This window comes from Gemmobacter serpentinus (genome assembly GCF_008973825.1).
Classification (GTDB): Bacteria; Pseudomonadota; Alphaproteobacteria; order Rhodobacterales; family Rhodobacteraceae; genus Gemmobacter; species Gemmobacter serpentinus.
The window spans coordinates 137537-161723 of record NZ_WCHR01000004.1 but is presented as its reverse complement, the minus strand read 5'-3'; the positions used below and the strand labels follow the sequence as shown (position 1 = coordinate 161723).

The following is a 24187-nucleotide window of genomic DNA, read 5'->3' as shown; positions in this document are numbered from 1 at the left end:
GCAAGGTTACGCCGCAAAGTTGCGCGGGCCGCAAGGCGGGTTCAGGCGGGCAGCTTGTCGCTGAGGAAAGACAGCGCCACTTGCAGCCCGTCGGGCGCGATGCCGTGGCCGGTGCCCTTCATCACATGGGCATAGACCTCGAACCCCTCTTCGACCAATGCGTTTCCGGCGCGGCCCATATCCTCGAACGGGACCATTTCATCGGCATCGCCATGAACCAGCAGGATCGGCGGCTTGACCCGGGTTTCCGGATGCAGGCGTTCGGGTTCCAGCAGGCGGCCCGAAAAGCCGACCACCCCGGCAATCGCCGTGTCACGGCGCGGCGCGATATGCAGGCTCATCATCGTGCCTTGCGAAAACCCAACCAGAGCAAGGGCTTCCGCGGTGAGGTTGTTCTCGGCAAGCTTCTCATCAATGAAGGCGTTCAGCAGATCGACCGAGGCCGCCATCGAGGTTTTCGCCGCCTGTTCGCTGGACCCGTCCAGCCAGGGGATCGGAAACCACTGATAGCCGAACGGGTTGTTGGTGCATTTTTCCGGCGCGTTCGGACTGTAAAACACCGTATCGGGCAGATGTGGTGCCAGTGGATCGGCAAGACCCAGCAGGTCCGCGCCATCGGCACCATAGCCATGGACAAAAATCACCATGGAGCGGGCAGTGCCCGATTGCGGTGCGCGACGTTTTGATTCCAGCGTCATCTGATCCCTTCCCGACCTTTGGCCACATGGTAGTAGGCCCAGAGCAGCCGCGCCGCAACCGCGCGCCACGGGCTCCATGCTGCCGCAATGGCGCGCATCTCGCGCTCATTGGGGCGATTTTCCTGCTCAAACAGCAGCCGCCAGGATTCCTGCAAGGCCAGATCATTATGGGCAAAGACATCGGCGCGGCCCAGACTGAACATCGCGTAGATCTCGGCCGTCCAGCGGCCGATCCCAGGCAGTTCAATGAGTTGCGTGATGATCTGATCATCGGACATCAGGCGCAACGCGGTGAAATCCAGATCGGCCTCGGCCAAGGCACGGGCATAGCGCAGCTTGGGGCGCGACAGGCCACAGGCGCGCAGATCCTCATCCGTCGCGCCGCGCACGGCCTCGGGGCTGTGCAGCCCTGCCGCCTGAACCCGGCCCCAGATCGCGCGGGCCGAGGCCACCGAGACCTGCTGGCTGACAATGGCACCCAACAGTTGCGCAAACCCCTCCGGGTTGCGGCGAAGTGGCAATTCACCTGTCATTTCATAGGCTTGTGCGAAACGCTTGTCATGGCGTGAGAGCCAATCCACCCCTTCGGCAATATCGTCAGGCCCCTCGATGATGCGTCCGACCATGCGGTCCCTCCGTTTTGCCGCAGGCTAGCCGGACAGAAGGCCCTTGCACAAGGCAGTGCCGCAGGGATAGTCGCCGGTCATGGACCAGAATGACCGCCTTGCCCGTCACAATATGTGGGTGCTGATCGTCGCGCAGGCGGTGATCGGGGCCCAGATGCCGCTGATCTTTACAGTCGCGGGCCTTGCGGGCAGTTCGCTTGCCAGCAATCCCTGTTGGGCGACGCTGCCGATCACGGCAATGGTGATCGGCTCAATGCTATGGGCGCAACCGCTGAGCGCGATCATGCAGCGCTTTGGCCGCAAGGCAGGCTTCACCATCGGCACGCTGGCGGGGGCGGTTGGTGCCGCCATCGCGGCCTATGCGCTGTTCATCGGATCATTTTGGCTCTTTGCATCGGCCAGCCTGATCTCGGGCGGCTATATGTCGGCGCAAGGATTCTTCCGCTTTGCTGCCGCCGATCTGGCCTCAGATGCGATCCGCCCCAAGGTGATTTCCGGCGTGATGGCTGGGGGCCTTGCTTCGGCGATCTTCGGGCCGCAACTGGTGAAGGTGACGGCGGATGCGATGGTCGTGCCCTTCCTTGGCAGCTATCTGGCGGTGATCGGGCTGAACCTGATCGGGCCGTTCCTGTTTGCCGCCCTGCACGCGCCGCGCCCGGTGGTCCGCACGGCAGAGGCCCCGCGCGGGCGCAGCCGGATGGAGCTGCTGCGCACCCCCGCGATTGCCGTCGCTGTGATCTGCGGCACGGTGTCCTATGCTTTGATGAACCTTGTGATGACCTCCTCGCCGCTGGCGGTGGTGGGTTGCGGCTTCGAGACATCGGATGCGGCCAGCATCGTCTCGGCCCATGTTCTGGCGATGTATGCGCCCTCGTTCTTTACCGGCCATGTCATCGCCCGCTTCGGGGTGGAGCGGGTGATTGCGCTTGGCCTTGTGATCCTTGCCGCTGCCGGGGCCGTCGCGATGAGCGGGGTGGCGCTGGAGAATTTCTATGCCGCGCTGATCCTGCTCGGCGTCGGGTGGAACTTCGGCTTCATCGGTGCCACCACGATGATTGCCGCGAACAACCGCCCCGAGGAGCGCGGCACGATGCAGGGGCTCAACGATGCCATCGTCTTTGGCGGGGTCTCGATCGCCTCTTTTGCATCGGGCGGGCTGATGAATTGTTCGGGCGGCACTGTGCAGGCCGGGTGGTCTGCGGTGAACATGGCGATGCTGCCTTTCCTGATCCTGGCCGGGGCCGCGCTGATCTGGTTCGCAATGCGCCCGAAAGAGACGCGCTGACCGCAACGGAGCGCCGCAGGTTTCATCAGACTTTTACCAAAGATTGCGAGCCTTCTATGCGACAGCATGGGGCTTGCCAGCCTCAGGACGCGATATATAGTTTGGCTGTCGGGGCGGGTTCCTCGCCCCGGTCGGCCGGATGGTCTACGGGACGGAGGCGGATTGACGATGGACGGCGATTTCAGGACGAGTTTCGTGCGCGAACCTGCGGCACTGAAGCATTATCCGGCACTTGTGCTTAATGCCGATTACCGGCCGCTTTCCTATTATCCGCTCAGCCTCTGGCCCTGGCAGGAGGCGATCAAGGCGGTCTGTCTGGAACGGGTGCAGATCCTCGCCGAATATGATACGACCGTGCGCAGTCAGAGGGCAGAGTTCCGCATACCCTCGGTCGTGGTGCTGAAAGATTTTGTCAAACCCCAGAAGCGCGTGGCCTTCACGCGCTTCAATCTTTTTCTGCGGGACGAATTCTGTTGCCAGTATTGCGGCGGGCGCGGCGATCTGACCTTTGACCATGTCGTGCCGCGCTCCAAGGGGGGGGTGACCTCGTGGCAGAATGTCGTGGCGGCCTGCAGCCCCTGTAACTTGCGCAAGGCGAACAAGACGCTGCGACAGGTCGGAATGCATCTGAAACGCCAGCCGGTGCAGCCAAGCCCCGAGGAAATGCACGCCCATGGCCGCCGTTTCCCGCCCAACCACCTGCATGACAGCTGGCTGGATTTCCTCTACTGGGATGCCGAGCTGGAAGCCTGACGGGATTGTCATAAATCTGTCGCAAAACATGCCGATCTCGTGCCGCTTTCGGCTAGGCTGGCGTTTTGACCTGACAGGGAGTCGTCGGAAATGCTGGTGAGTCTTGCGGCGGCGGCGTTCAACATGTCGGTTGCATTGGGATGCGGTGCCCTGATCGGGGTGGAGCGCCAGATGCGGCAGCGCAAGGCGGGTCTGCGCACAAATGCGCTGGTGGCGCTAGGCGCTGCGGCCTTTGTCGTGTTCTCGATGACGCATGAGCAGGATACCAGCCCGACCCGGATCGCTGCGCAGGTGGTCTCGGGCATCGGCTTTCTTGGCGCGGGGATCATCTTTCGCGACGGGCTGAATGTGCATGGCCTGACCACAGCGGCGACCATGTGGTGCGCGGCGGCTGTGGGCGTGCTGGCGGGCGGCGGCTATTGGGCCCATGCTCTGGTCACCACCGGCCTTGTGGTTTTTGTCAATCTCGGGCTGCGGCCGCTGGTGCAATGGATGAAGCGCAAGACCGGCACAGATACCGGGCTGATCCGGCATTACGATGTGACCGTGATCTGTCTGCCCGCGCGCGAAGGCGACACTCGCGCGCTGATGCTGCGCACGCTGGGGGTGGCGGGGTGGCAGGTCAGCGAATTGACGATGAAGGCGCTGGACGGGGGTGAGTCGGTCGCACTGACCGCCAATGTCAGCGCGCCGGGCAAGACCGAGCACGATCTGGAGCAGATCATGACCCGGCTTGCCGCAGAACCGGGCTTGAAATCCGTGCGCTGGCATGGGCTGGACGAGGCCTGATCCCGACAGTTCCGCCCGCCTGAAACCGATGCTAGACTTTCTGCGCGTCCGGGGCTAGAACCTGTCACGTTAGCGCTAACGGCGGTGGCGTCAGGCGACCCGGCGCCATCCTGCGAGGAGAGCCATGGTTTCGCGTGTCATTCCTGTTGAGGTCTTCGACCTTGTCATCTTCGGTGCCACGGGCGATCTCGCCCGCCGCAAGATCCTTCCCGGCCTGTATCGCCGCTATCTCGCCGGCCAGGTGCCGGCAGAATGCCGCATCATCGGTGCCGCCCGCACCGATCTGGATGCCGACGGCTTTCGCGCGCTGGTGACTGCGGCCATCGATGAATTTGTGCCGGCAGACCGGCGCGACCCCAAGGTGATCGCGGATTTCCTGCAAAGGCTCGATTATGTCTCGATCGATGCCGCACGCGGCGAGGCGGGCTGGACCACGTTGAAAGGCCTGATGCGCAAGGGTGTGGTGCGGGCCTTCTATTTCTCGGTGGCGCCTGCGCTGTTTGGGGAACTGGCCGAAAAACTGCATTCGCATGGCATCGCCAATGCCCATTCGCGCATCGTGGTGGAAAAGCCCTTTGGCCGCGATCTGGCAACGGCAAAGGCGCTGAATGCCACGCTGGCCAGCCATTTCTCTGAAAATCAGATCTACCGGATCGACCATTATCTGGGCAAGGAGACGGTGCAGAACCTGATGGCGGTACGTTTCGCCAATATCCTGTTCGAGCCGCTGTGGAACACCCAATATATCGACCATGTGCAGATCACCGTGTCGGAAACCGTGGGGGTCGAGGGGCGCGGCAGCTACTATGACAAATCGGGTGCCATGCGTGACATGGTGCAGAACCATATGATGCAGCTTCTGTGCCTGATCGCGATGGAGCCGCCCTATCACTTTGACCCGAATGCGGTGCGCGACGAAAAACTTAAAGTGATCCGTGCCTTGCAGCCGGTGCCACCCGAAGACATCGTGCGCGGCCAGTATCTGGCCAGCAAAACCGCGCCGGGCTATCTGGAAGATGCCGAGAACCCTGAAAGCCGGACCGAAAGCTATATTGCGCTGAAGGTCCATGTCGCCAATTGGCGCTGGAAGGGCACGCCCTTCTATCTGCGCACCGGCAAGAAGTTGCGTGCCCGTGCCAGCGAGATCGCCATCACCTTCAAGGAACCGCCACATTCGATTTTCGATGATGCCGCAGGCTGGCGCGAGAATGTCCTGGTGATCCGGCTGCAACCGAATGAGGGCATGAACCTGAAGGTCATGATCAAGGAACCGGGGCCGGGCGGGATGCGTTTGGTGCAGGTGCCTCTCGACATGAGCTTTGCCGAGGCGCTTGGCGAAGAGGGGGCCGATATTCCCGATGCTTATGAGCGACTGATTATGGATGTGATCCGCGGCAACCAGACGCTGTTCATGCGCGGCGACGAGCTGGAGGCCGCCTGGGCCTGGACCGACCCGATCATCGAGGGATGGGAGGCACGCGGGGACCGGCCCAAGGGCTATGATGCCGGGTCTTCCGGGCCCGAGGATGCGCTGATGCTGATGCATCGCGACGGGCGTCGCTGGCGCGAGGTGCGGGAATGAATTTCGAAACCTATCCGGACCGCGAATTGCTGATGCTGTCGCTGGCCGACCGCATCGCCGGTGAATTGGCCGATTTCCTGCGCCGCGAGGGGCGCGCATCGTTTTGCGTGCCCGGCGGCACCACGCCCGGGCCGATCTTCGACACGCTGTCCGGCGTCGATCTGGATTGGGAAAATGTCAGTGTTTTCCTGAACGATGAACGCTGGGTGCCTGAGGACAGTCCGCGCTCCAACACAAGGCTGCTGCGCGAAAGACTGTTGCGTGGCAAGGCCTTGAACGCCGATCTTGTGCCGCTTTATGCGCCGGCCGACCAGCCCGAGCAGGTGCTGGATCAACTGGCCGAGGGCCTGCGCCCGCATCTGCCGATCTCGGTCCTGTTGCTGGGCATGGGGGCGGATATGCATACCGCAAGCCTCTTTCCCGGCGCGGACCGTCTGGCAGAGGGGCTGAGCCCTGATGCGCCGATCCTGCTGCCGATGCGGGCCGAGGCCGCAGGTGAGCCGCGCATCACCCTGACCGCGCCGCATCTGGCCGGGGCGATGAACATTCATGTGCTGATCACCGGGACCGAAAAACGCGCGGCGCTGGAACGCGCAGCGCATCTGTCCCCCCTTGAAGCGCCGATTGCGGCAGTGTTGAAGAACGCCACGGTCCATTGGGCCGAATGAGCTGACACGCGCGCACTGGCCCTGACGCACATATTCTGACGCCAATATTTCTGCCCATAGACCGATCACGGAGATCCCGGATGACCACCCGTTTCGACGCGCTGCGCCAGCATTGGGCCGCAAATTCCGGCACCGCCATTGCGGCGCGTTTTGCCGATCCCGGTCGGGCGGCGGCCTTTTCTGCCCGCCATGCCGGGATGCTGTTCGACTTTTCCAAAACAAACATCGACGCCGAAGCCTTTGATCTTCTGGTGAAACTGGCCGATGGGGCAGGGGTTGCGACCAAACGCGACGCGATGTTCGCAGGGGCCAAGATCAACGAGACCGAGGGCCGCGCCGTGCTGCATACCGCGCTGCGCAATCTGGACGCATCGGTGATCGTCGATGGCCAGGATGTCATGCCCGAGCTGCGCGCGACCCATGCCCGGGTCGCGGCTTTTGCCCGCGATCTGCGCGAGGGCCGCATCCAGGGTCAGGGCGGACGCATCACCGATGTGGTGAATATCGGCATTGGCGGATCGGATCTTGGCCCCGCCATGGCCTATCTGGCGCTGGCGCCCTTTGCTGACGGGCCGCGCTGTCATTTCGTTTCCAATGTCGATGGCGCGCATATCGCCGACACGCTGAAGGGCCTGAACCCCGAGACCACGCTGGTCATTGTGGCCTCCAAGACCTTCACCACCATCGAGACCATGACCAATGCCGATACCGCCAAGCGGTGGATGGCGGAAAAGGTCAAGAACCCGGCGGCACAATTTGCGGCCGTGTCCACCGCGGCCGACAAGACCGCTGCCTATGGGATTGATCCCGAACGGGTCTTCGGCTTTGAGGATTGGGTTGGCGGGCGCTATTCCATGTGGGGGCCGATCGGCCTTGCGCTGACCATCGCGATCGGCCCGGAGGCGTTTGACGACTTTCTCAAGGGCGGTGCCGATATGGATGCGCATTTCCGCGCGGCCCCATTCGCGGAAAACCTGCCGGTTCTGCTGGCGCTGGTCGGCGTCTGGCACAACCAGATCTGCGGTTATGCTACCCGCGCCGTGCTGCCCTATGACCAGCGGCTGTCGCGGCTGCCCGCCTATCTTCAGCAGCTGGAGATGGAAAGCAACGGCAAGCGCGTCGCGATGGATGGCAGCGATCTGGAGTATGATTCCGGCCCGGTGGTCTGGGGCGAGCCCGGCACCAATGGCCAACACGCCTTCTACCAGCTGATCCATCAGGGCAGCCGGGTGATCCCTTGCGAATTCATCGTGGCGCGGCAGGGCCATGAACCGGATCTGGCGCATCAGCATCTTTTGCTGGTGGCCAATTGCCTTGCGCAATCCGAGGCGCTGATGCGCGGTCGCAGCCTGGATGATGCCCGCGCCATCATGGCGAAGAAGGGCCTGACCGGGGCCGAGCTTGACCGTCAGGCGCGCCACCGCGTCTTTCCGGGCAATCGCCCCTCGACCACGCTGGCCATTCCGCAGCTGACGCCCTTCACTCTGGGTCAGATCATTGCGCTTTATGAGCATCGGGTGTTTGTCGAAGGCGTGATCCTTGGCATCAACTCCTATGACCAATGGGGGGTGGAGCTGGGCAAGGAACTGGCACTGGCGCTGCAGCCGATCCTTGAGGGCAAGGCGGATGCCGCGAGCAAGGATGGCTCGACGCGGCAATTGGTCGATTATCTGCGCGGCTGAGCACCTTGAACGAAAAAGGCCCCGGCGCGAAGAGCTGCGCACCGGGGCCTTTTCTATCTGAGGCCGTCTGCAGGCCCACGAATTTTCGTCGAAAATTCGCGCTTACTTCAGCGCGGCGGTCACGATGACCTCGACCAGATAGGCAGGCGTCGCCAGCTTGGCCTCGCCGGTGGCGCGTGCGGGCGTATGCCCCTGCGGCACCCAGGCATCCCAGACCGCATTCATCTCGGCGAAATCGGCCATATCGGCCAGCCAGATCTGGGTCGACAGGATCCGGGTCTTGTCGGTGCCGGCCTCGGCCAGAATGCGGTCAACTTCTGCCAGGCAGGTGCGGGTTTGATCCGCGACACTATCGCCGGGATTGCCGACCTGGCCTGCCAGCCAGATGATGCCGTTATAGCTCACGCCCTCGCTCATGCGGGGGCCTGTGCCGAAGCGCTTGATATCGCCGTTCATGCGAACCTCCTGATTGGTTGCAGAAGTGCTAGCGGCTTGGGGGCAGAAAGGGAAGCCATTGACGGTGGATGAGGGTCCGAACTGCCAAGACACGCCCGAATCACGGCAAATCACGGATCGGTCAACTGTGAAATATCCGGTTACAGACCGTGATCATACTGCACCAGCGAAATCCCGCCGGGCAGGTTTTGACAGATGGCGGGATTCTGCCCGGCAAGATTCTGCTGCGTTGCAGAATTGAACCCGGCCATGCCAAACCTGCCGGGCTGTCACAACACCCGGACATAAGATGCTTCTTCGCCCGCTCAACGCCGCCCTTGTCGCCCTTGCCCTGATCCTGCCCGCCCAGGGCGCGCTTGCCAATCAGGGTCATACCGGTGCCACGGAACAGGCGATGAAGCCGGGGCAGAAGCGCGCGCTGCGCAAGGCGGCGGCCGAACTGGAACTGGCCCGGGCCGAACTGAAGCAGGCCGTTGCCGTGGCCGAGGCCAATACCAAGCCGAGCAAGGGCCGCATCTGGTGCGTGCCGTTCGCCCGTGCGGTCACCGGGGTCGAGATCAAGGGCAATGCCGTCACCTGGTGGAAACAGGCCGCAGCGCGTTACGAGCGCGGCTCGGATCCCAAGATCGGTGCGGTGATGAACTTCCGTGGCACCAAGAAGATGCCGATGGGCCATGTCGCGGTGGTGTCGAACATCATCGATTCCCGCCGGATCCAGATCGACCATGCCAATTGGGTGCGCAACCGTATCACCAAGGATCAGCTGGTGATCGACGTTTCCGCCGCCAATGACTGGTCTGAGGTGCGTGTGGTGAATGCCGATGGCAGCATGGGCCGTGTGAATCCGATCTTTGGCTTCATCTACAACTGAACAGCGTCTGAAGTGATCCCAGTCTGAACGGTCAAATTGACCTGTGCCATCACGACCGGCGGCGCTTTCTAGCTTGTTCAGGCTTGCGTGCCCGGCTGTGCGTCGCCCCTCGTATAGACCATCAAGATAGCTGCGCTGATTGAACCCCTGCCGCCCGTGCCGAAAGCATACGCGCAGAGTGCAAAGGCGCGTGGAAAGCGCGCCCGTTTGCTTGCGTGGAGAGGGGCGGGCAGAACCCAAGATGCCATCGATGACGAGCCGAAGCTGACCTTACATCGCGCAGGGATACGCCTTGCTTGCATCTTGCCAAGATGATGTGAAACGCATCACGCCTTGCGAGCACACATCTTTCAATTCGTGGCATCTTCAAGTGCTGGCGCTCACACTCGGTTGGCAAAACAGCTAGTCAATGCCGACCCACAAACGTCGCAACGCCCCCAATAACCTCTCAACGACACGGATAAACTGAAATGCTTTACAGCAGCGCCATCATGGCGCTGACCAGCCCGATGGCCGCGCCAAGCGCGAAAAAGGGCAGGGGCTGCGGCGGTCCGGGCTGCACATGAACCGGGCGAAAGCCTGCTTCACGAAAGCCCGCCTCATTCACGCGGATACCATAGGGGATGCGTGTCATGGCACTCTCCATCTTCTTCCATTCCATGCGATATCAACGCGCAACACCCCATATGGTTGCATCGCGTGACCTGACGTCACAGATCGATCGGAAGACTTGATGGGAGCTTGGAGCGGGTGAAGGGCGCCAAGAGCCATTTTTACTCCGTTGCGATCCGTTGCATTGTTTCAATAAATCAAGTGGTTATGGATATTTTCGGCCACATCCTATTGCGTGAAATTGCATTTTGTCGCAAAGTTTTTGGCTAGCGGGGCGGCTAGCGCGCTTTGGGTCAGTTCTATTCCAGAATTGGGAATATAACCCGGTCTCCCCTTGGATGATGGAGGAGGAGACATATGCCGAAGCGGGCGAAGGAATGGGGCGCGCTTGATGTGAAGCGGGCGGTTCACAGTGGGACGAAAGATCGCAACGAATGGTTCGCGGTTGGTGGCGTGGCTGGCCTGCTTCTGCAGATCACACCCGGCCAGACGAAAAGCTGGCTCTTGCGGACAACGGTTGGCACCACGCGCCGAGCCATCGGTCTTGGCCCATATCCCGAAATCGGTCTTGCCGCCGCGCGCGATAAGGCGCGAGAGGCCAAGGCGAAGATCGAAGCTGGCGTTGATCCTATCGAAGAGCGCAAGGCCGTCCGCGCTGCGCTGGCGGCGGCATCGGCTCGGACCCTTCTATTTTCCGATGCGATGGAGAAATGGGTTGCCGCGAAGATGACCCACCGACCGGAAAAATCACAGAAAGCGATCCGGTCCACGATCACCCGATATGCGTTACCGGAGATCGGAGCGCTGTCTGTGCAGGAAATCACCGTGCAGGACATCGTGCGAGCCTTGGGTGGCGTATGGAGCGGCAAGCCCGACACGGGCCAAAAGCTCCGCAGCTACCTTGAAGGGATTTTGTCGTGGGCGACGGTCGCGGGGCACAGGGCAGGTGACAACCCGGCCAGATGGGGCGGCAATCTTAAGGAATTGCTGCCTGCTCCGAGCGTGGTCGAGAAGGGAAAGGTTGGCAACTTTCCCGCGTTGGCACTCACGGACGTTCCAGCATGGTGGGCCGAGCTTTGCCTGCGCGACGGGCAGGGCGCGCTCGCCTTGAGGTTCGCGGCCCTTTGCGCCAGCCGCTCAGGCGAGGTTCGGGGTGCGAGGTGGGATGAAATCGACCTGATAGCTCGGATGTGGGTGATTCCGAAGGAGAGGATGAAAATGGACCGTGAGCACCGCGTTCCTCTTTCGCCTTCGGCAATTGCCCTGCTTGAGACGCTTCCGAAGATGTTAGACGTTCCTTTTGTCTTTCCAAGTGTCACCGGCAAAATGCTGTCTGATATGAGCGTGTCCGCTGTCATGCGTCGGATGCAAGAGGAAGCGGAAGCCGCCGCTAAAGAAGCGGGTAACGATCCGGATAAAGCCGGGTGGCGCGATCCCCGCAGCGGTAGGGCGGCAGTGCCGCATGGTCTACGCAGCGTGTTTCGTGATTGGGCCGCCGAGAGCGGATATGACCGGGAAATGGCTGAGATCGCGCTCGCGCATCAGGTTGGAAGCGCAGTTGAGCGAGCCTATCGTCGAACCGACATGGTGGAGCGGCGCCGGGCGATGATGCAGGCATGGGCCGACTTCATCGAGGGGGGGGACACGAGCACTGTGGTCGCCTTTCCGGCGGTGCGAGCATGACAGACCTCAATCCTGAGGACGGAACGCGGCTGGTCGCCGCTCTTGTCCTTGCCGGTGAGCGTGCCAAGGCGGCAAAGGATGAAGCTCTGCGTCCATTGTGGGAGCGCGTTATCGCATCTGACGGGCGGCTCGCCAGATTGTGCGACAATGACGACTGGAGGGCTGAGATCGAGGCTCGAGTCGGGGTGTGGCGGGGGGAAATTGCGACCGTGGGAATACCCCGGGAATGGTCGCGCCCAGAAGTGGAGGCCCTTATTGAACGGGCCCGGCGCATCCGTGGCGAGGTCGTCGGCCTAATCAATGATACACGCGGGCTTCAGCTGGTCGCGGAGGGGGGAGATTTGGATCAACTCACTGCAACATTCGTAGGCTCGCTCTTCGATTTGCTTCATAGCGAGGTCCTTTCAGCAGTAGACGAGGTACTAGATGAAATTGAGGGCATGCCAGAAAAGGCCGGTGGACGCGGTAGTTATACAGCGAACCTGAGAAAGAAGCCTGTCGAAGTGTTTGGCGAGGCAATTGTCCCGATCTTCCGCGCGGCTGGTATCCCGCTTGGTGGAAACTCTAGCGGCGACAAAGGCTTCGCGGCCTTCATTGCCATCGTTGCTGAGCATGTCACCGGAGCGCCGGTCCCCGGTATGGCGGGGCTTCTGGCCGATCTGCGAAAGCTCTGAGTTTTTCATAACTACCCTGCGTTCCCGTGGAGTTACCGAAAGGTTTTGCCATAGCTTTTAATATGTTCAAGTTGGTGGGCATCCGCAACGAAATGGGTGCAAAATGTTTCTCACCGATAAACAGTTGGCGAACGCTACAACGTGACCAGAACGACCGTTTGGCGCTGGCGCAAGGTCGATCCATCTTTTCCCAAGCCCGTCCAACTCTCCCCCGGCTGTGTCCGGTTTCGCCTCGAAGATCTTGAGGCTTGGGAGGCCGCACGCATCTGCGCCTGATCGCGGCTACGGGGCCGCTGGTGGCCCCGCGTAGGCTCTCCGGGTGGACAACAGCAGGACATCACATCAATCTGTCAAGGCCTGCCCGCATTCGGTGCGAGGCAAACTTTTCTGATTGGAGAGCCGGATGGAAACACGCCGCCCACGGGCGGCAAGCAGGAGGCACAGACGTGCGGCTAGAATTGGAAAGCCCCGCCGCCGGGGAAACGGCGAACGGGGCAGAATTCCAGATCAGGATGGATCGGGAACATGATGCCACGGCCTTGGTCTGGCGGCAAGACCCGCCCTCGCGGGAGGGCCGGGAATGAATGGTAGCAACCCTAAGTCGCAAAAGGCCACGTTCATATTTACCTTCCTCGATGCCCTCAAACGCGATCCCGAGATGAAGCCGCGGGACGCATTCGCCGCGCTTTTCTTTATCGAAATTGTTGGTGACGACTTTCGGTTCTTTATGTCCGCGCGACGCCTCGCAGACTTGATGCGGTGCGAAGAAAGCACCGCTGAGGCGTCGCTTGGCCGCTTCCGGGCGCGGGAGTATCTGCTCATTGCCGAGACACCGAAGGCCACCAGCGGAGAGAACGGTGGGCGGCTCGCCAACACTTATGTGATGTCGATCCCCGATGCAGTTTCCCCCGAAAAATCGGTGAAAACTTGCCTTAGGGTTTCACCCGGAAAATCGGGTAATACCACTAAGCCTCTCAAGGAGGTTTCCCCCGAAAAATCGGGGAAGGTTTCCCCCGAAAAATCGGGGACCATTACTAGAAAGAAATCTTTGGAAGGCGGGCGCGCGCCTAAGGGCGCGCCCGCCAATTCTATAAAAGATGTTTATTCCGTAATTATCGAGAGTGAAGATCGCCATTTGGAAACCGACGCGGCAGCAGAAAACGGCAGCGAGGCTCTTGAGGAGCCTCTTGCCGCTTCCGTCGATCCCGCTGATCCCGACGCGTGGCGTTCCGATCCTGACTTCGCGACTGGCAGCACTCAGCGAGCTTTCTCCGGGAAACTTGGTCGTGCGGCTGACCACACGATTGGGGCTGATCCGGGCGCGCGTTCCGCGCCCGGTCATACGGCTCGTCGGAAGACTGGTCTCGCAGAACTCGGTCTTGCGGTGGACGATATTGAACGACTTTCCTGTGCGATGGCCTTCGCTACTGCCGAAGGTGCGCAACACAGGATGACTGCCCACGATTTGGCGGTCGCCTATGTTTCAGGTTTCATGCGCCGCGATGGAAAGCAGCGCCGGTTTGTAGTTGATGGTGTAGCTTCGGCTCTGGCCCCGCTGGCCGCGCTCCTTGACGAAGACCGCATAACGCCCAGAGAGCACCTGCAAGAGCTGGCTGACTGCCTGCGCGCGATTGCCCAGAAGGCGCATCGGGCCGCACCCGGCGCGATTGATCCGAAGACTGCCGTGTCGGCCTTTATCGGAGCATTCCCGGAGTATGCACCCGAAGCGGCGGAAGAAACAAAGGGCGGCCTTGCAACCCCTGAAATCTTGGAGGTCGTGAATGTCGTACGGTTCTGAAAAAATCGCGGTCACCGCTGCCACGATGGAAGCGCTTCTCCCACGCCATCGACCGCAGTCCATCTCGTCTCGCCTCGTGCGTCTGCTCGCCAAGGGCGACACGGGAACCGCAAAACAGCTATGGGCTGCGCATATTTTCGGCGCCCGCGCCGCACTCAATGAACGCGGCGTTCATGACACCGCAGTGACTGCCGCCGTGATCGCCCGCCTCACCTCCGAAACGCGCCGGTTGATCGCGGAGGAGCGGTCAAAACAACCACCTCGCCCGGTTGCACAGGTCATCGTCTTCTCCGCAAAAGGGCGCACGCTATGACGCCAACCGCAACCAGTCAGTTGCAAACCGCTCTGCGCGCGACCCTTGCGGGCCGCAGAGCGGAAGATCGGACAGCCCTCATCGACGGCATCCTATTCGCGCTGGATTTCGATCCAGCGCAAATTGCGGCTGCGCTGGACGCCACGCCCGTCAAGGCACCTTCTGTCCGGCAACGACGGGCGGTCATGTCAGATGCCGCCCTGAGCGATCTGGTCGAACAGGCTTCGACCGCTGTGCCGCCTTTGCCGCCCGGCCCGCCTCCAGTCGATCCGCCCGGCACAACCACGCTTGCAGGCGATCCTGATCGGGCGTGGCGCAAGACGGGCAGATATCTCGACGCATACCGAACTGGCGGCCTCTATGCGCCGGACGGGCCAGAGGTGCTGCGCGGGAAGGGTGCCGCCCATCTGCTCGATGATTGGTTCGCCATGATGGAATGGTCACAGATGTCCATTGACCCGGCGGTAAGGGCGCTAGCTGCACGGGGCATTGAGGCGGGCGAGGCGATCCTGCGGGGCGACACGGACCTTGACGGTCGGGTGATCCCGCTGGGACGCCTGATGGGCCTTCAACCTGCAAGCGGAACGACTGCCGCCCCGGCGATTGCAAAGCGGCGCCGAGATGCTCTGATCCGAACCGCTCGGGCCTCCGTTCCCGAGTGGCGAGACGCGCGGCCATATACCGCAGCGCGATTGTTGTTGGAGGGGTTTTCCAAGTATTGCGCGACGGGCTTCGCTCATGATTGTGCCCGCAGCGAAGCCGGGCGCGAAGGCCGCGCCCCTGCTGACCAACCCCGTGCGTCATTCTTTCGGCTTAGCAAGCTGGAAGCCGCGCCGGGCGGCGCATTCCCGACCGACACAAAGACCCTCGTGCACATTCTCAAGGGCTGATTGGCATCGGAATTTGGCGGCGCAGCGATTTCCGATCCGCGCCGCCGATTTTGGCTCCAACGAAAGGAGCCGTCTCATGCCGCCCATCCCAGATATGCAACTAGACCCGGCCCGCCTCGCCGTCCTCGACCGCATCGCTCGCCAGCACCGCGCTACGACCACAGGTTTGAACGACCGGCTGCATGGTCTACGCGACAAAAGCAACGACACGCTGGCTCGGCTCGCGCATCTCGAAGGCCGAACCGTCAGCGATCCTCACATCTACGCTGCGCCGCAGATAGCGGAACTTCGCACCGAGGCTGCCGGGCTGGCTGCCCAAATCTCCGAAGCCGAGGCCGAGGTCGAGGCATCCGCCGATGCCGCCGCATCGGCACGGATCAACCTCCGCAGCGCCCTCGAACTTGCGGAAGCCGAGAACCTCCCGATCCCGGTCGGCATTGACATGGAGGATGCCCGCCGTGCTCGGTGATCTTCTGAAATCCTTTGGACGGCAGCGCGCCGCCGCCGCATCCACCCACGACGCCCTTGAGGCTGTCCGTATCGAGATCGCCAAAAAGGCCCGCGAAATCGAAACTATTCGCATGGCGCCGCAGACCCGCGAGGCGGCACTGACCGCCTTCGATGCGTGGGCGGATCAAGCCGCGACCAAGGCTGTGGACCGACTGCCCATCGGGCGCCTTCTTGAGGCTCAGGCATCCGCGCGGGGTCTGCATATCGATACCGTCATGGCCGGGGCGCAGCCCATCCACCAACCGGCTCTCGAAATGCTGACCGGCCTGATTTTCCTCGGCTGCCGCGACCGGCTTCGCGAAATCGTTTCGGACCAAATTGACGACCTGCTCGGCGGGCGTCAGGGGCTGACACCGGACCAGCGCGCCGCCCAGATCGCGCTGGCCGAGGCCGAACTGCACAGCCTCTGCCTCGCTGAGGAGCGCCTTGTTCGGGAAATGGAAGGGAGTGGCCTTGCGGTCATCCGCCGCCGCGATGCACCGGCCTATGCGTTGTTGGCTGCCGCCGTCGCCTTGCCGCAGGTCTGATCCATGCGCGGGCGGGCAGGCGTCCCTTTCGTCGCCGTAATCGTGGCACCACGGCGCCCCCGGCGCTCGCCGCGATGTCCGCCCGCACTCCGGCCCCTCGTCCCTGCGGGCGGGCCGACCAGCCCCCGGCACCGCCACAGGCGCGGTGCTGGGGCGCTACAGGGGCGCGCGCATTCCCGCCCTTGACCCGCCCGGAAAGGCCCAAGGCCCCTGCAACGGTCGTCTCGCGAGTCCTGCGGGCATGCCACGCCTTTAAGGGACCTTAGGGCAGGCCCCCTCCGAGGCGGCAAGGCATTGGCCCCGGCCTTCAGCCTTTCTGTGCTTGCGAAAATTCGAGTTGGGTTGCGCGCCAGCCCAACCTTCAACCCCCAGTCCCGAGGCCTCCATGACCACCAGAACCTCGCCCCCCGATCTGTCCGACCGACCCGCTGCCGTCGCACTCCTGCGTCGCGCCGCCGAACAATTTCGAGCCGCCGCATCCGCCCCGGCTGCCCCCCAAACCGAGGAAACAAAGTGACAAAATCCGCACTGGACTTGAGCAATGAGGCATGTCGGCGACGGGCTGCCGCTGTGGACGCAGCCCTCGCTTCTTGCGCGCTGACCGGTTCCGCCCGTGCCGCTGAGCGTCGCCGCATCGAGGCTCAGATCGAAGCCGATGAACTCCGCGAAGCGGAGGCTGCCGCCTCTCATGCTGAAGCCATGCAAGAACGTGCGCGTATTCGATCCGCATACCGGGCCGGGGTCGATTGCGGCAGGCCGTTGCAGGCACTCCGCTTTGCGTTGTCGGCGCCGCTCTCTGCCGCTGCCATTTCTCAGGCGCTGGCCTGCCTACCGACCGACCGGGTAGCCGATGTCGCCGCAACGGCCATGCCCGGCGCCGCGAGCTTTGGCGGTGCCGCTGCGCAGGCCGAACGCGAAAGGATCAGACGGGCGTTTGCCTCGTCCGAAGCGCACGGGCGGACGAAAGCCACAGCAGCCCTCATCCTTGAGGATGATGGCGAGGGCCTGACCGCTGCGCAGATCGCGCCGCTTCTCGCTTCCATGCCCGTTGAACAGTCCAAAATCTGGCAATCGCTTGAGCAGCGCAGCCTAGACGCGGGCGATTTTGGTGCCGATCTTTCGGGCGGCGGGCATATGAGCAAGACCGAACGGTCGGCGGCGATGTGGAAAAGGGCTGTCGCTGGCGTCAATCAGGCAGCGGGCGCTGATGCCGTATCGCAGGCCAGTCCCAGTGCGTGACCTTCACGACGAAATTTCGACTTCCACAGCTGCGCGCTTGATTGGCGTGTCGGACGAAATGTTCAGGAAGGTCGCTCGGGCCGGGCACATCACAGTCCATCGGCGCGGCTTCACCACCGCAACCTCTGCGGTGAGCGGCTACGCTCGTTTTCTAAAACAGGATACCGCCCGCGCTGATGCGCATGCGGACCAGTCACGGCAACATATCGCGCGGGCATCGGTCATCCGCGCCACGACTGCCCGGCGCCGGGCTGGTCTGATCGAGGCCGCCGAGGCTGAACTGATCGTGCGTACGGTCGCTGAGGCGGCTACGTCCTGCCTGCGGGGCCTCGACGCTGCTGGGCACGTTTCCCCTGCCACGGCTCAGGCGCTGGCCGTTGCGGCTCGGAACGCGGCTGCACGGATCGAGACTGAGGCAACCCGGATTGTGGACGGCCTCCGGGGAGGGCGCGGCAATGGCTGAACGCCCCCCGGAAATGCTGGTGACGGTTGATGCCTTCCGGTCGATCTGCGGCGCATCGCCGGGTGAGGTTGAGGGCTTGATCCGGGCGCGCCAGATTGTGCTGCGGGACGGACAGGTGCCGTTGGTTTCAGGCGTCCGCGCCTTCCTTGACCGCATCCGGGCGACCACCCGGAATGCCCGCTTGACCGCCGCACAGACCGAGGCGCGGGCGGCGCGAGCCGAAGCCTCCGAACTTGCCCTCGACATCGAGACCGGAAAGCTCGTTCCCGATGCCGCCGGCGATGAGGCGACTACCTCCATCGCCGGAACTATCCTGCACGAGTTTGCCTCCTTGCCCGCAATCGCCACCCGCGACGTGCGTGAACGTCGGGCAATTGAGAACCTCCTTCACAATGCGCAGACAGCACTGGCAGACGCCATCGCGACAGCAGAGCCTGTCCTGCCCAGCGAGCCTGCCAAGTCCACGCCGACGACGAAGGGGAGGACGGCCTGATGACCACCCGCGCGCCCGATGAAGTTAAAACCGCAGACGCCGCGCGCCTCCTTGGACTTCCCCTGCACCGCCTCCACGCCCTGATCCGGGGCAAATACATTGAGCAGCAGGTTAGGGGCCGGATTGGCCTGATTTCCTGTGTTGTCGCGTATGTCGCTGCACTGCGCAACGATGCCCGCAACCTGCCTTCCACCACCGCCAGCACGACCGCGAACCGCGCTGACGACAGAACGCGCCGGAAGCTCCTCGACATGGAAGATCGCGCACTTCTCCGCCTTGACCGCATGGCGCGCCGTGCTGATCCTGCCCGGCGCGCCGCGATCCGCGCGGCGCAGGCCCGGATCAGGGCTGCCCGTGCCGAAGCCGATGGGATTATGCGGGATGCCTGAACGCCACACTGCCCTTGCCGTCCTGATCGACCTGCCCACTGCCAAGCGCCTGTTTCCCGGCACCCCTTATGGCGTCTTTCTCGCACATGCTTTGCCAGACGGTCGCAGAGACCCCCGCCTGACCTTTGGCGCCGCCTTTCGGGCCGCCGCCGCTTATTGGGAGCCAAGGGCGAAAGCCGCGCAGGCCGCGCGCTTCTCGGTTACGCACATAAATGTGTGGAAAGCTCGCAAGTCCATTGCTGCTAAGGCTGCCGTCGTTCACCTGCAATCCGTGATCCGGGCTGAAATGGCCGAGCTGACCGCGCGTGAGGGCTGATGGCTAGGGGCGTAAGGCGCTGAACCGGGGTTATCACACCCGGCTCAATCGCTCCTGCTGATCAGCCCCGGTATTGCCGCCGAGATGGCGCAGCAATGGGGCGGGGATGCTGGGAACGGGCCGGTAATCGGCAAGCACGAGAGGGAGCGCCGGTAGGGCACCGCCCCTCGTGCATTAGGAAGGCTGACAAGGCCCATATGCAGCGGATGACCGCCAACGCCGCAGGCATATTTGTTTTCGCTGCCCGGTATCGCTATCCTGTCGGTATCCATATTGCAGGTGGGACACCCATGAACGCGATGACAGGCGGACCGCAGGCCATGATCCGGGCGGCGGCGTCGATCCTTGACCAGATGCGCGCTGAGGACGCCCAGCGGGCGGGGCCAGTCGCCCGTGGGGCCGAGCGCCTGCGGGGGCGTCAGGCGATCCTGCAAATCCCTACGCCAGTCGTTGATACTTGGACCCCAAAGCTGGTGGGCGAGCGGTTCGTCGCGGCCCTGCGATGGGCCACCTATTCCGGCGGCGCGGTCGGCCCGGCGGGCATCCGGGGATCAATGCCCGCTTATAACCCGACGATGGACGACCACCTAGACGAGGGCTGGGGCCTGCCGGAGGTGGCCGGAGACGGCGAGCCGGGAGACGGCAAGCGGCTGGTGGTGCAGGCCACGGCGGCGCAGGTCACGGCTTATGAGGCCGCCCTGATCTGGCCCGCCGTCTACCTGTATCCGGCCTATGAGGGCAGCGCGCGGATGCTCTGCCTCTGGGCGCGTTGCAAGGCCCGCCGGGTGTCGTTCGATGCGGCGGTGAAGCGCAGGGGCACCATTGCCCGCGCCACAGCCTATCGGATGCGGGATCGCGGGCTTTCGATCATCAGCGTGGGGCTTGACCGCGATTGGAGGTAGCGTCCGAATTGATCTCTCTCGAAGCTAGATAGTTTTGTTAACACTTCTGTTACACGGCGGGGGCGGTTGCGGTTCCTGCGTCAAATTAGACGTAATGAATCTGCAATGTGGCTGTCGGTCTGTCTGTAAAATAAAACAGAGAATTGTTTGCTTTGGGTCTAAATTTCGTAAATGGCGATGGAAGGCGTGTGACATGAGCGTCAAAGGTCCAATTAAGATATCCGGCCGCCTAGGTAGGAATATTCCAGGAGATGGTACGATATATTTGCCGGATAACCCGAGAAGTCCTACTGTTAATGAGTGTGTATACTGCGGCAGTTCGCGCGATCTTACGGATGAGCACACTATTCCGTATGCCATTTTTGGTGTGGCATTGCTAAAGAAAGCCTCATGCAGAGCCTGTGCAGTGAAAACTCAACAATTTGAGCAGCGCCTCCTTCGAGATACTTTCAAGTTGACACGGGAATATCTCCAGTTTCCAAGCCGGAAAGCGCGAAAGAATGGGTCTTGGTCAGGTAAGCGGACATTAATTAATTCACTTACGGGCGAGAAAGTTTACCTCCCTATCGAGGAGGGGGTGGTTGGTCTGTTGTTGGTGTATCCAGATTATCCTCCACGAGCTTTGTCCGTAGAGGATTTGGATGATCGACACAAAACGCGATCAGTTTCCTTCGTTGCTATAAATTCCCCGGCTTCGGTCATTCCCGCGCACCTGGAGGATAACTGGGTGACATTTAACTCGGAAGACATAGAGAGATGCATAGCAAAGATTGCTTTATGTGAAGCTATCCGATCTGTTGATGTTAGCATAAGAGATTCCAAGATTTCGAATTATATTCTTGAGGGTAAATCCGACACATCTGAATTTATCGGCGCCAGTCCTAGGCATAAGATCACAGACGACATGCACTGGGTATCTCACCAGAAGCTAGTAAGGCGGGGTAGTGATGAAACTGCAATCCTTACCACGGTCAATCTTTTTAACTGGCTGCCCACTCCATCCTATCAGGTGTTGATCCGGCCTGATTCAGATTTTCAGTTCCCGCAATGCGAGGGGGAATAAGATTAGTGCCTAAACTCAGAGATATTTTTTGTAAGGTCAAAGTGCAACATAAGAGGTCGAGCTTGTGGCGAAGGTGGAAATAGTGATGGAGGCAGCGCAACAGCTTATTGGGTTGTACTGATGTCAAACGACCACGCCACAACATGTGGAAATGCTCTCGGCGTTTTTTGAAAGATGCATGTCTGCCCTTGCTCATGTGCGCCTCTTTGTCGCCACATGCGCCGCCGATTATCACTCCTTGGCCGCAGCGAGCGGCGTGGCTTGCGGGGCTGCACGCCATGCGACCTTCGCTTCGGGGAGAGGGACGCGATCTCGATGGCGTAGGCAACATAATCCCGGGTGACGCCAAGGTCGCGGGCGGCCTGTAGATGTCCTTGTCCTTCGGCTGCCTGCCGCCAGAAGGTGGCGCAACGGACGCCACCACGTTATGCACCGGCCACATCGCCGCGATCTCCACCCACAGTGCCATAAGCTCGGCCCGATCAATCTCGCCAAGCTCTCCCAGCGATACAGACGTTCAGGCCTGTGAGCATCTCGGGGCTTTGTCGAACGTTTTGCCCATCCTTCTACGCGGGCAGGGATATGGGAGGGCACCATGGCCCCCGCGACACGGTGTCCTGCCGGATTGATTTCTGAAGGCTGCTTAAGGACTGCTACGCTAGGCGAAGCTGCAGTTCGCAACTGCAGCACGAAACTAACCAGAATGGCGGCATGATTGTCCTGCTGGGCGGAAAGCTGCCCGTTGACACTGCGGCACCGCAGCTGCAGCCACACCGGGAAAGCAGGCGTTCATACAGGCCGCAGCCTTGCGCCGCTTCATCGGCTGTGATGAGGTCTGCTAAGATCCGGCGAGGGGGCATAAATGATCGTTGATGAGCTGTACGGGCTTGCGGTGTGGCTGAACCGAGAGGTCGCTCCCAATTTGGGCCTCTACGACAATCTCGCATCCGTCTTGGAGCACAATGCCCGAGCCGCTCAGAAGTCTGCTGTCGCTGAGCCTCTGCAGGATCTTGAGAATATGCTCGCCGCGATGCCGATGGAACAGCTCTCTTCAGAGCAGATTGAGCTGCTCAAGGCAAATGGCGCTCTTTCCTACCTCGGTAAGGAGGGCTTAAGCCGCTTTAAGAGGATAGTGCGCAGCAATACTTTTGATCCTGTGACGGCATGGGAAGAAGCTCGCGCCGCGTACACAGTGGTCAGCGAGACCGTCAGCAAACTGGATAGTATGAAGAGAGCCTTGGAGGCCGCTAACGTACCCGTCCAACGGCCATTCGTCATTGATGAGGGTATCGTCACTCGCCTTCACTTCAAGGATAAAGCGAACATTGGTGACGTTGCTGAGCTCAAGAAGTGGTCGGCTGAGTGGTATGAAATTGCGCGCGGACTTTCGGCAGCCGTTGGAGAAAAGCCCGAGGATGTTCGAATCATCGGCGCAGGTACAGGCTCTCTCATCCTCGTTTTGGCAACTACGGTTGCCATCGCCTCAACGCTAGCCGTCCTGGCATTGCGAGTGAACACCATCGCTAAGAGTGTACTAGATGTGCTCAACGGCATCGAAGATCTTCGACATAAGAAGGTTCTTAACAAAACCATCGAAGATGCCATGAAGGAACAAGCCGAAGCGATCAGGGCATCCGGTGTCGCAGAAGCTGTTAACGATGTGAAAAATCAGATTGGAAAAGCTATCAACAAAGAAGTTGAGGGCCAGCTTCAAAAGTCAGTCGAGAAATACTTTGCCTTCACGGAAAAAGGCGGAGAAATCGACATGATCGCTCCGCCGAAGCTGGAAACGGATGAAGAGGCAGAAATTGCTCGGGACATCACCCAGCTTCAGGATGCAATCGAAAGTGTGAGGTTGGGGCGCTCCAATCTCCAGATCATGCTTGGAAAAGACGGCTAGGACGATCCTCTTCAGTAGTCACCTTAGAACAGGCAGATGGTTTAGGAGTCCTAGCGTGGCAGATGAAGATAAAATTCCGACTAGCCTGATTGGGCTGCTCTCAAGGATTATTCCTGAATACTATACGCGCGCCAGTCAAGACGCGCTATTTCTCTATGCCGGAACACCGGCTAGCGACCCCGAGTTGAGCAAAGCCAAGGCGGTAGTGGCCTGCCTGCGAGCGACAAACACCCACAGTTCTTTCCCGATAAATGTGCTGGGCGTGATCCTTGACGACTTCATGGAGAAGGACGCCAAGGATACGCGGTCTTGGGGCCAAACGACCCCCTCTGAACAAGAGATAGCGCTAGAGAAATGTAAGGCGGACATCCGTGAGACCCTTGGGCGAGAGGGGTTCTCCTACGTCAAAGGTGGGGCAATAGTCAAAGCAGGCACCAGCTCCACGCTGTCACTCTTCGAGAACGTCAAGAAGCATGGCCTCTCTACCGTTGAGATAGAAATCACCCGTGCTTTGGCTCAGATCGAAGAAGATCCACACGCGGCGGCACACTATGCGGGCAACGTTCTTGAGGCAGCTATCAAGGTCTATCTTGACCACAAGAACATCCTCTTCACCGACAAGGACACGCTATCACCTCTTTGGAAATTGGCCTCGGATGCAATGGGGCTGAACTCTGAGGATTGGGACGATAAAGACCTCAAGCTCATCGGCTCTGGCCTCAACAATATCGTCACCGGCATCATGTATATTCGGAACCGGAAGAGCGCGGCGCATGGCAGATCGTCCGGCCAGGCCAAAATCTACGTGATCAAACCAAGACATGCGCGTCTGGCAATCCACAGCGCCCACACTGTGGCAGCTTATCTGATTGAATTGACATAATAAAAGCATGGGTTTCCGCTGCATATGACCTCTTTTCCTAGCACTGGATGCAGTGAATATATGCCGTGACGATCCTAGAGTCGCGTCCTCGGACATGTCCCCGAGGGATATCCTTCGCGGGA

26 protein-coding genes are annotated in these 24187 nt (G+C 61.2%); 22 read left to right on the top strand and 4 right to left on the bottom strand.

All coding sequences use genetic code 11. The features are described from left to right. Positions 1-41: 41 nt before the first annotated feature. Entirely contained in the window at positions 42-698 is a 657-nt protein-coding gene (locus GBJ34_RS01960) for an alpha/beta hydrolase (protein ID WP_151717570.1), read from the bottom strand. Continuing rightward, positions 695-1324 carry a DNA-3-methyladenine glycosylase family protein gene (locus tag GBJ34_RS01955; protein WP_151717569.1) on the bottom strand — a complete coding sequence of 210 codons (630 nt, stop codon included), beginning with the start codon at positions 1322-1324 and terminating at the stop codon, positions 695-697. The genes GBJ34_RS01960 and GBJ34_RS01955 overlap by 4 nt, the downstream gene beginning before the upstream one ends. A gap of 79 nt (positions 1325-1403) precedes the next feature. Here GBJ34_RS01955 and GBJ34_RS01950 point away from each other — a divergent pair, with 79 nt between their 5' ends. From GBJ34_RS01950 to pgi, 6 genes are all read left to right on the top strand, one after another. After that, positions 1404-2609, top strand: a complete 1206-nt coding sequence (locus tag GBJ34_RS01950; RefSeq protein WP_151717568.1) for an MFS transporter — start codon at positions 1404-1406, stop codon at positions 2607-2609. Between the two features lie 168 nt (positions 2610-2777). Beyond that, the gene (locus tag GBJ34_RS01945; protein WP_151717567.1) at positions 2778-3362 is read left to right on the top strand and encodes an HNH endonuclease; all 585 of its coding nucleotides are present in this window, start codon (positions 2778-2780) and stop codon (positions 3360-3362) included. Positions 3363-3452: 90 nt separating this feature from the next. Next, positions 3453-4151, top strand: coding sequence for an MgtC/SapB family protein (locus GBJ34_RS01940; RefSeq protein ID WP_151717566.1), 699 nt, complete (start codon positions 3453-3455; stop codon positions 4149-4151). Between the two features lie 124 nt (positions 4152-4275). Then, complete coding sequence (gene zwf, locus GBJ34_RS01935) at positions 4276-5733, top strand: glucose-6-phosphate dehydrogenase (protein WP_151717565.1); 1458 nt, start codon at positions 4276-4278, stop codon at positions 5731-5733. Further along, a complete protein-coding gene (pgl, locus tag GBJ34_RS01930; RefSeq protein ID WP_151717564.1) occupies positions 5730-6401 on the top strand; it encodes a 6-phosphogluconolactonase in 672 nt (223 codons plus the stop codon). The genes zwf and pgl overlap by 4 nt, the downstream gene beginning before the upstream one ends. An 80-nt stretch (positions 6402-6481) precedes the next feature. After that, on the top strand, positions 6482-8083 hold the full coding sequence (pgi, locus tag GBJ34_RS01925; protein ID WP_151717563.1) for a glucose-6-phosphate isomerase: 1602 nt from the start codon (positions 6482-6484) through the stop codon (positions 8081-8083). A 102-nt stretch (positions 8084-8185) separates the two neighbouring features. Here the strand turns inward: pgi and GBJ34_RS01920 are convergent, their stop codons facing one another. Beyond that, positions 8186-8539 carry a RidA family protein gene (locus GBJ34_RS01920; RefSeq protein WP_151717562.1) on the bottom strand — a complete coding sequence of 118 codons (354 nt, stop codon included), beginning with the start codon at positions 8537-8539 and terminating at the stop codon, positions 8186-8188. A 289-nt stretch (positions 8540-8828) separates the two neighbouring features. Between GBJ34_RS01920 and GBJ34_RS01915 the strand changes: the two genes are divergently transcribed. Further along, positions 8829-9410, top strand: a complete 582-nt coding sequence (locus GBJ34_RS01915; protein ID WP_226341008.1) for a CHAP domain-containing protein — start codon at positions 8829-8831, stop codon at positions 9408-9410. Positions 9411-9885: 475 nt separating this feature from the next. Here the strand turns inward: GBJ34_RS01915 and GBJ34_RS20420 are convergent, their stop codons facing one another. Beyond that, positions 9886-10044, bottom strand: a complete 159-nt coding sequence (locus GBJ34_RS20420) for a hypothetical protein (RefSeq protein WP_192931077.1) — start codon at positions 10042-10044, stop codon at positions 9886-9888. Between the two features lie 335 nt (positions 10045-10379). On the opposite strand from GBJ34_RS20420, the gene GBJ34_RS01910 reads away from it, so the two are divergent. The 15 genes from GBJ34_RS01910 to GBJ34_RS01835 all read left to right on the top strand — a co-directional run bounded on the left by GBJ34_RS01910 (position 10380) and on the right by GBJ34_RS01835 (position 24065). After that, on the top strand, positions 10380-11705 hold the full coding sequence (locus tag GBJ34_RS01910) for a tyrosine-type recombinase/integrase (protein WP_151717561.1): 1326 nt from the start codon (positions 10380-10382) through the stop codon (positions 11703-11705). Next, positions 11702-12379 carry a hypothetical protein gene (locus tag GBJ34_RS01905; protein ID WP_151717560.1) on the top strand — a complete coding sequence of 226 codons (678 nt, stop codon included), beginning with the start codon at positions 11702-11704 and terminating at the stop codon, positions 12377-12379. The genes GBJ34_RS01910 and GBJ34_RS01905 overlap by 4 nt, the downstream gene beginning before the upstream one ends. A gap of 580 nt (positions 12380-12959) precedes the next feature. Continuing rightward, entirely contained in the window at positions 12960-14177 is a 1218-nt protein-coding gene (locus GBJ34_RS01895) for a hypothetical protein (protein ID WP_151717558.1), read from the top strand. Then, positions 14161-14490, top strand: coding sequence for a hypothetical protein (locus tag GBJ34_RS01890; protein ID WP_151717557.1), 330 nt, complete (start codon positions 14161-14163; stop codon positions 14488-14490). Before GBJ34_RS01895 ends, GBJ34_RS01890 begins: the two co-directional genes overlap by 17 nt. Continuing rightward, complete coding sequence (locus tag GBJ34_RS01885; protein ID WP_151717556.1) at positions 14487-15380, top strand: hypothetical protein; 894 nt, start codon at positions 14487-14489, stop codon at positions 15378-15380. The genes GBJ34_RS01890 and GBJ34_RS01885 overlap by 4 nt, the downstream gene beginning before the upstream one ends. 76 nt (positions 15381-15456) lie before the next feature. Further along, positions 15457-15849: a hypothetical protein gene (locus GBJ34_RS01880; RefSeq protein WP_151717555.1), complete on the top strand. Its 393-nt coding sequence runs from the start codon at positions 15457-15459 to the stop codon at positions 15847-15849. Beyond that, entirely contained in the window at positions 15830-16417 is a 588-nt protein-coding gene (locus tag GBJ34_RS01875; RefSeq protein WP_151717554.1) for a hypothetical protein, read from the top strand. Before GBJ34_RS01880 ends, GBJ34_RS01875 begins: the two co-directional genes overlap by 20 nt. A 570-nt stretch (positions 16418-16987) precedes the next feature. Beyond that, the gene (locus GBJ34_RS01870) at positions 16988-17656 is read left to right on the top strand and encodes a hypothetical protein (protein WP_151717553.1); all 669 of its coding nucleotides are present in this window, start codon (positions 16988-16990) and stop codon (positions 17654-17656) included. Then, positions 17649-18119: a hypothetical protein gene (locus tag GBJ34_RS01865; RefSeq protein WP_151717552.1), complete on the top strand. Its 471-nt coding sequence runs from the start codon at positions 17649-17651 to the stop codon at positions 18117-18119. The genes GBJ34_RS01870 and GBJ34_RS01865 overlap by 8 nt, the downstream gene beginning before the upstream one ends. Continuing rightward, on the top strand, positions 18112-18612 hold the full coding sequence (locus GBJ34_RS01860; RefSeq protein ID WP_151717551.1) for a hypothetical protein: 501 nt from the start codon (positions 18112-18114) through the stop codon (positions 18610-18612). Before GBJ34_RS01865 ends, GBJ34_RS01860 begins: the two co-directional genes overlap by 8 nt. After that, positions 18612-19001, top strand: coding sequence for a hypothetical protein (locus GBJ34_RS01855; protein WP_151717550.1), 390 nt, complete (start codon positions 18612-18614; stop codon positions 18999-19001). The genes GBJ34_RS01860 and GBJ34_RS01855 overlap by 1 nt, the downstream gene beginning before the upstream one ends. After that, positions 18994-19317: a hypothetical protein gene (locus GBJ34_RS01850; protein ID WP_151717549.1), complete on the top strand. Its 324-nt coding sequence runs from the start codon at positions 18994-18996 to the stop codon at positions 19315-19317. The genes GBJ34_RS01855 and GBJ34_RS01850 overlap by 8 nt, the downstream gene beginning before the upstream one ends. 290 nt (positions 19318-19607) lie before the next feature. Next, on the top strand, positions 19608-20219 hold the full coding sequence (locus GBJ34_RS20680; RefSeq protein ID WP_226341007.1) for a hypothetical protein: 612 nt from the start codon (positions 19608-19610) through the stop codon (positions 20217-20219). 1925 nt (positions 20220-22144) lie between these two features. Further along, positions 22145-23182, top strand: coding sequence for a hypothetical protein (locus tag GBJ34_RS01840; protein WP_151717548.1), 1038 nt, complete (start codon positions 22145-22147; stop codon positions 23180-23182). A gap of 55 nt (positions 23183-23237) precedes the next feature. Next, positions 23238-24065, top strand: a complete 828-nt coding sequence (locus tag GBJ34_RS01835; protein WP_151717547.1) for an abortive infection family protein — start codon at positions 23238-23240, stop codon at positions 24063-24065. Positions 24066-24187: the final 122 nt, after the last annotated feature.

What these genes read in the sequence shown, in the direction of transcription:
- pgi (WP_151717563.1), top strand. Translation starts at nt 6,482, where the DNA reads ATGACCACCCGTTTCGACGCGCTGCGCCAGCATTGGGCCGCAAATTCC.
- GBJ34_RS20420 (WP_192931077.1), bottom strand. Translation starts at nt 10,044, where the DNA reads ATGACACGCATCCCCTATGGTATCCGCGTGAATGAGGCGGGCTTTCGT.
- GBJ34_RS01910 (WP_151717561.1), top strand. Translation starts at nt 10,380, where the DNA reads ATGCCGAAGCGGGCGAAGGAATGGGGCGCGCTTGATGTGAAGCGGGCG.
- GBJ34_RS01860 (WP_151717551.1), top strand. Translation starts at nt 18,112, where the DNA reads ATGGCTGAACGCCCCCCGGAAATGCTGGTGACGGTTGATGCCTTCCGG.
- GBJ34_RS01915 (WP_226341008.1), top strand. Translation starts at nt 8,829, where the DNA reads ATGCTTCTTCGCCCGCTCAACGCCGCCCTTGTCGCCCTTGCCCTGATC.
- GBJ34_RS01880 (WP_151717555.1), top strand. Translation starts at nt 15,457, where the DNA reads ATGCCGCCCATCCCAGATATGCAACTAGACCCGGCCCGCCTCGCCGTC.
- GBJ34_RS01885 (WP_151717556.1), top strand. Translation starts at nt 14,487, where the DNA reads ATGACGCCAACCGCAACCAGTCAGTTGCAAACCGCTCTGCGCGCGACC.
- GBJ34_RS01960 (WP_151717570.1), bottom strand. Translation starts at nt 698, where the DNA reads ATGACGCTGGAATCAAAACGTCGCGCACCGCAATCGGGCACTGCCCGC.
- GBJ34_RS01940 (WP_151717566.1), top strand. Translation starts at nt 3,453, where the DNA reads ATGCTGGTGAGTCTTGCGGCGGCGGCGTTCAACATGTCGGTTGCATTG.
- GBJ34_RS20680 (WP_226341007.1), top strand. Translation starts at nt 19,608, where the DNA reads ATGAACGCGATGACAGGCGGACCGCAGGCCATGATCCGGGCGGCGGCG.
- GBJ34_RS01945 (WP_151717567.1), top strand. Translation starts at nt 2,778, where the DNA reads ATGGACGGCGATTTCAGGACGAGTTTCGTGCGCGAACCTGCGGCACTG.
- GBJ34_RS01875 (WP_151717554.1), top strand. Translation starts at nt 15,830, where the DNA reads ATGCCCGCCGTGCTCGGTGATCTTCTGAAATCCTTTGGACGGCAGCGC.
- GBJ34_RS01920 (WP_151717562.1), bottom strand. Translation starts at nt 8,539, where the DNA reads ATGAACGGCGATATCAAGCGCTTCGGCACAGGCCCCCGCATGAGCGAG.
- GBJ34_RS01895 (WP_151717558.1), top strand. Translation starts at nt 12,960, where the DNA reads ATGAATGGTAGCAACCCTAAGTCGCAAAAGGCCACGTTCATATTTACC.
- GBJ34_RS01950 (WP_151717568.1), top strand. Translation starts at nt 1,404, where the DNA reads ATGGACCAGAATGACCGCCTTGCCCGTCACAATATGTGGGTGCTGATC.
- zwf (WP_151717565.1), top strand. Translation starts at nt 4,276, where the DNA reads ATGGTTTCGCGTGTCATTCCTGTTGAGGTCTTCGACCTTGTCATCTTC.
- GBJ34_RS01905 (WP_151717560.1), top strand. Translation starts at nt 11,702, where the DNA reads ATGACAGACCTCAATCCTGAGGACGGAACGCGGCTGGTCGCCGCTCTT.
- GBJ34_RS01850 (WP_151717549.1), top strand. Translation starts at nt 18,994, where the DNA reads ATGCCTGAACGCCACACTGCCCTTGCCGTCCTGATCGACCTGCCCACT.
- GBJ34_RS01955 (WP_151717569.1), bottom strand. Translation starts at nt 1,324, where the DNA reads ATGGTCGGACGCATCATCGAGGGGCCTGACGATATTGCCGAAGGGGTG.
- pgl (WP_151717564.1), top strand. Translation starts at nt 5,730, where the DNA reads ATGAATTTCGAAACCTATCCGGACCGCGAATTGCTGATGCTGTCGCTG.
- GBJ34_RS01840 (WP_151717548.1), top strand. Translation starts at nt 22,145, where the DNA reads ATGATCGTTGATGAGCTGTACGGGCTTGCGGTGTGGCTGAACCGAGAG.
- GBJ34_RS01890 (WP_151717557.1), top strand. Translation starts at nt 14,161, where the DNA reads ATGTCGTACGGTTCTGAAAAAATCGCGGTCACCGCTGCCACGATGGAA.
- GBJ34_RS01855 (WP_151717550.1), top strand. Translation starts at nt 18,612, where the DNA reads ATGACCACCCGCGCGCCCGATGAAGTTAAAACCGCAGACGCCGCGCGC.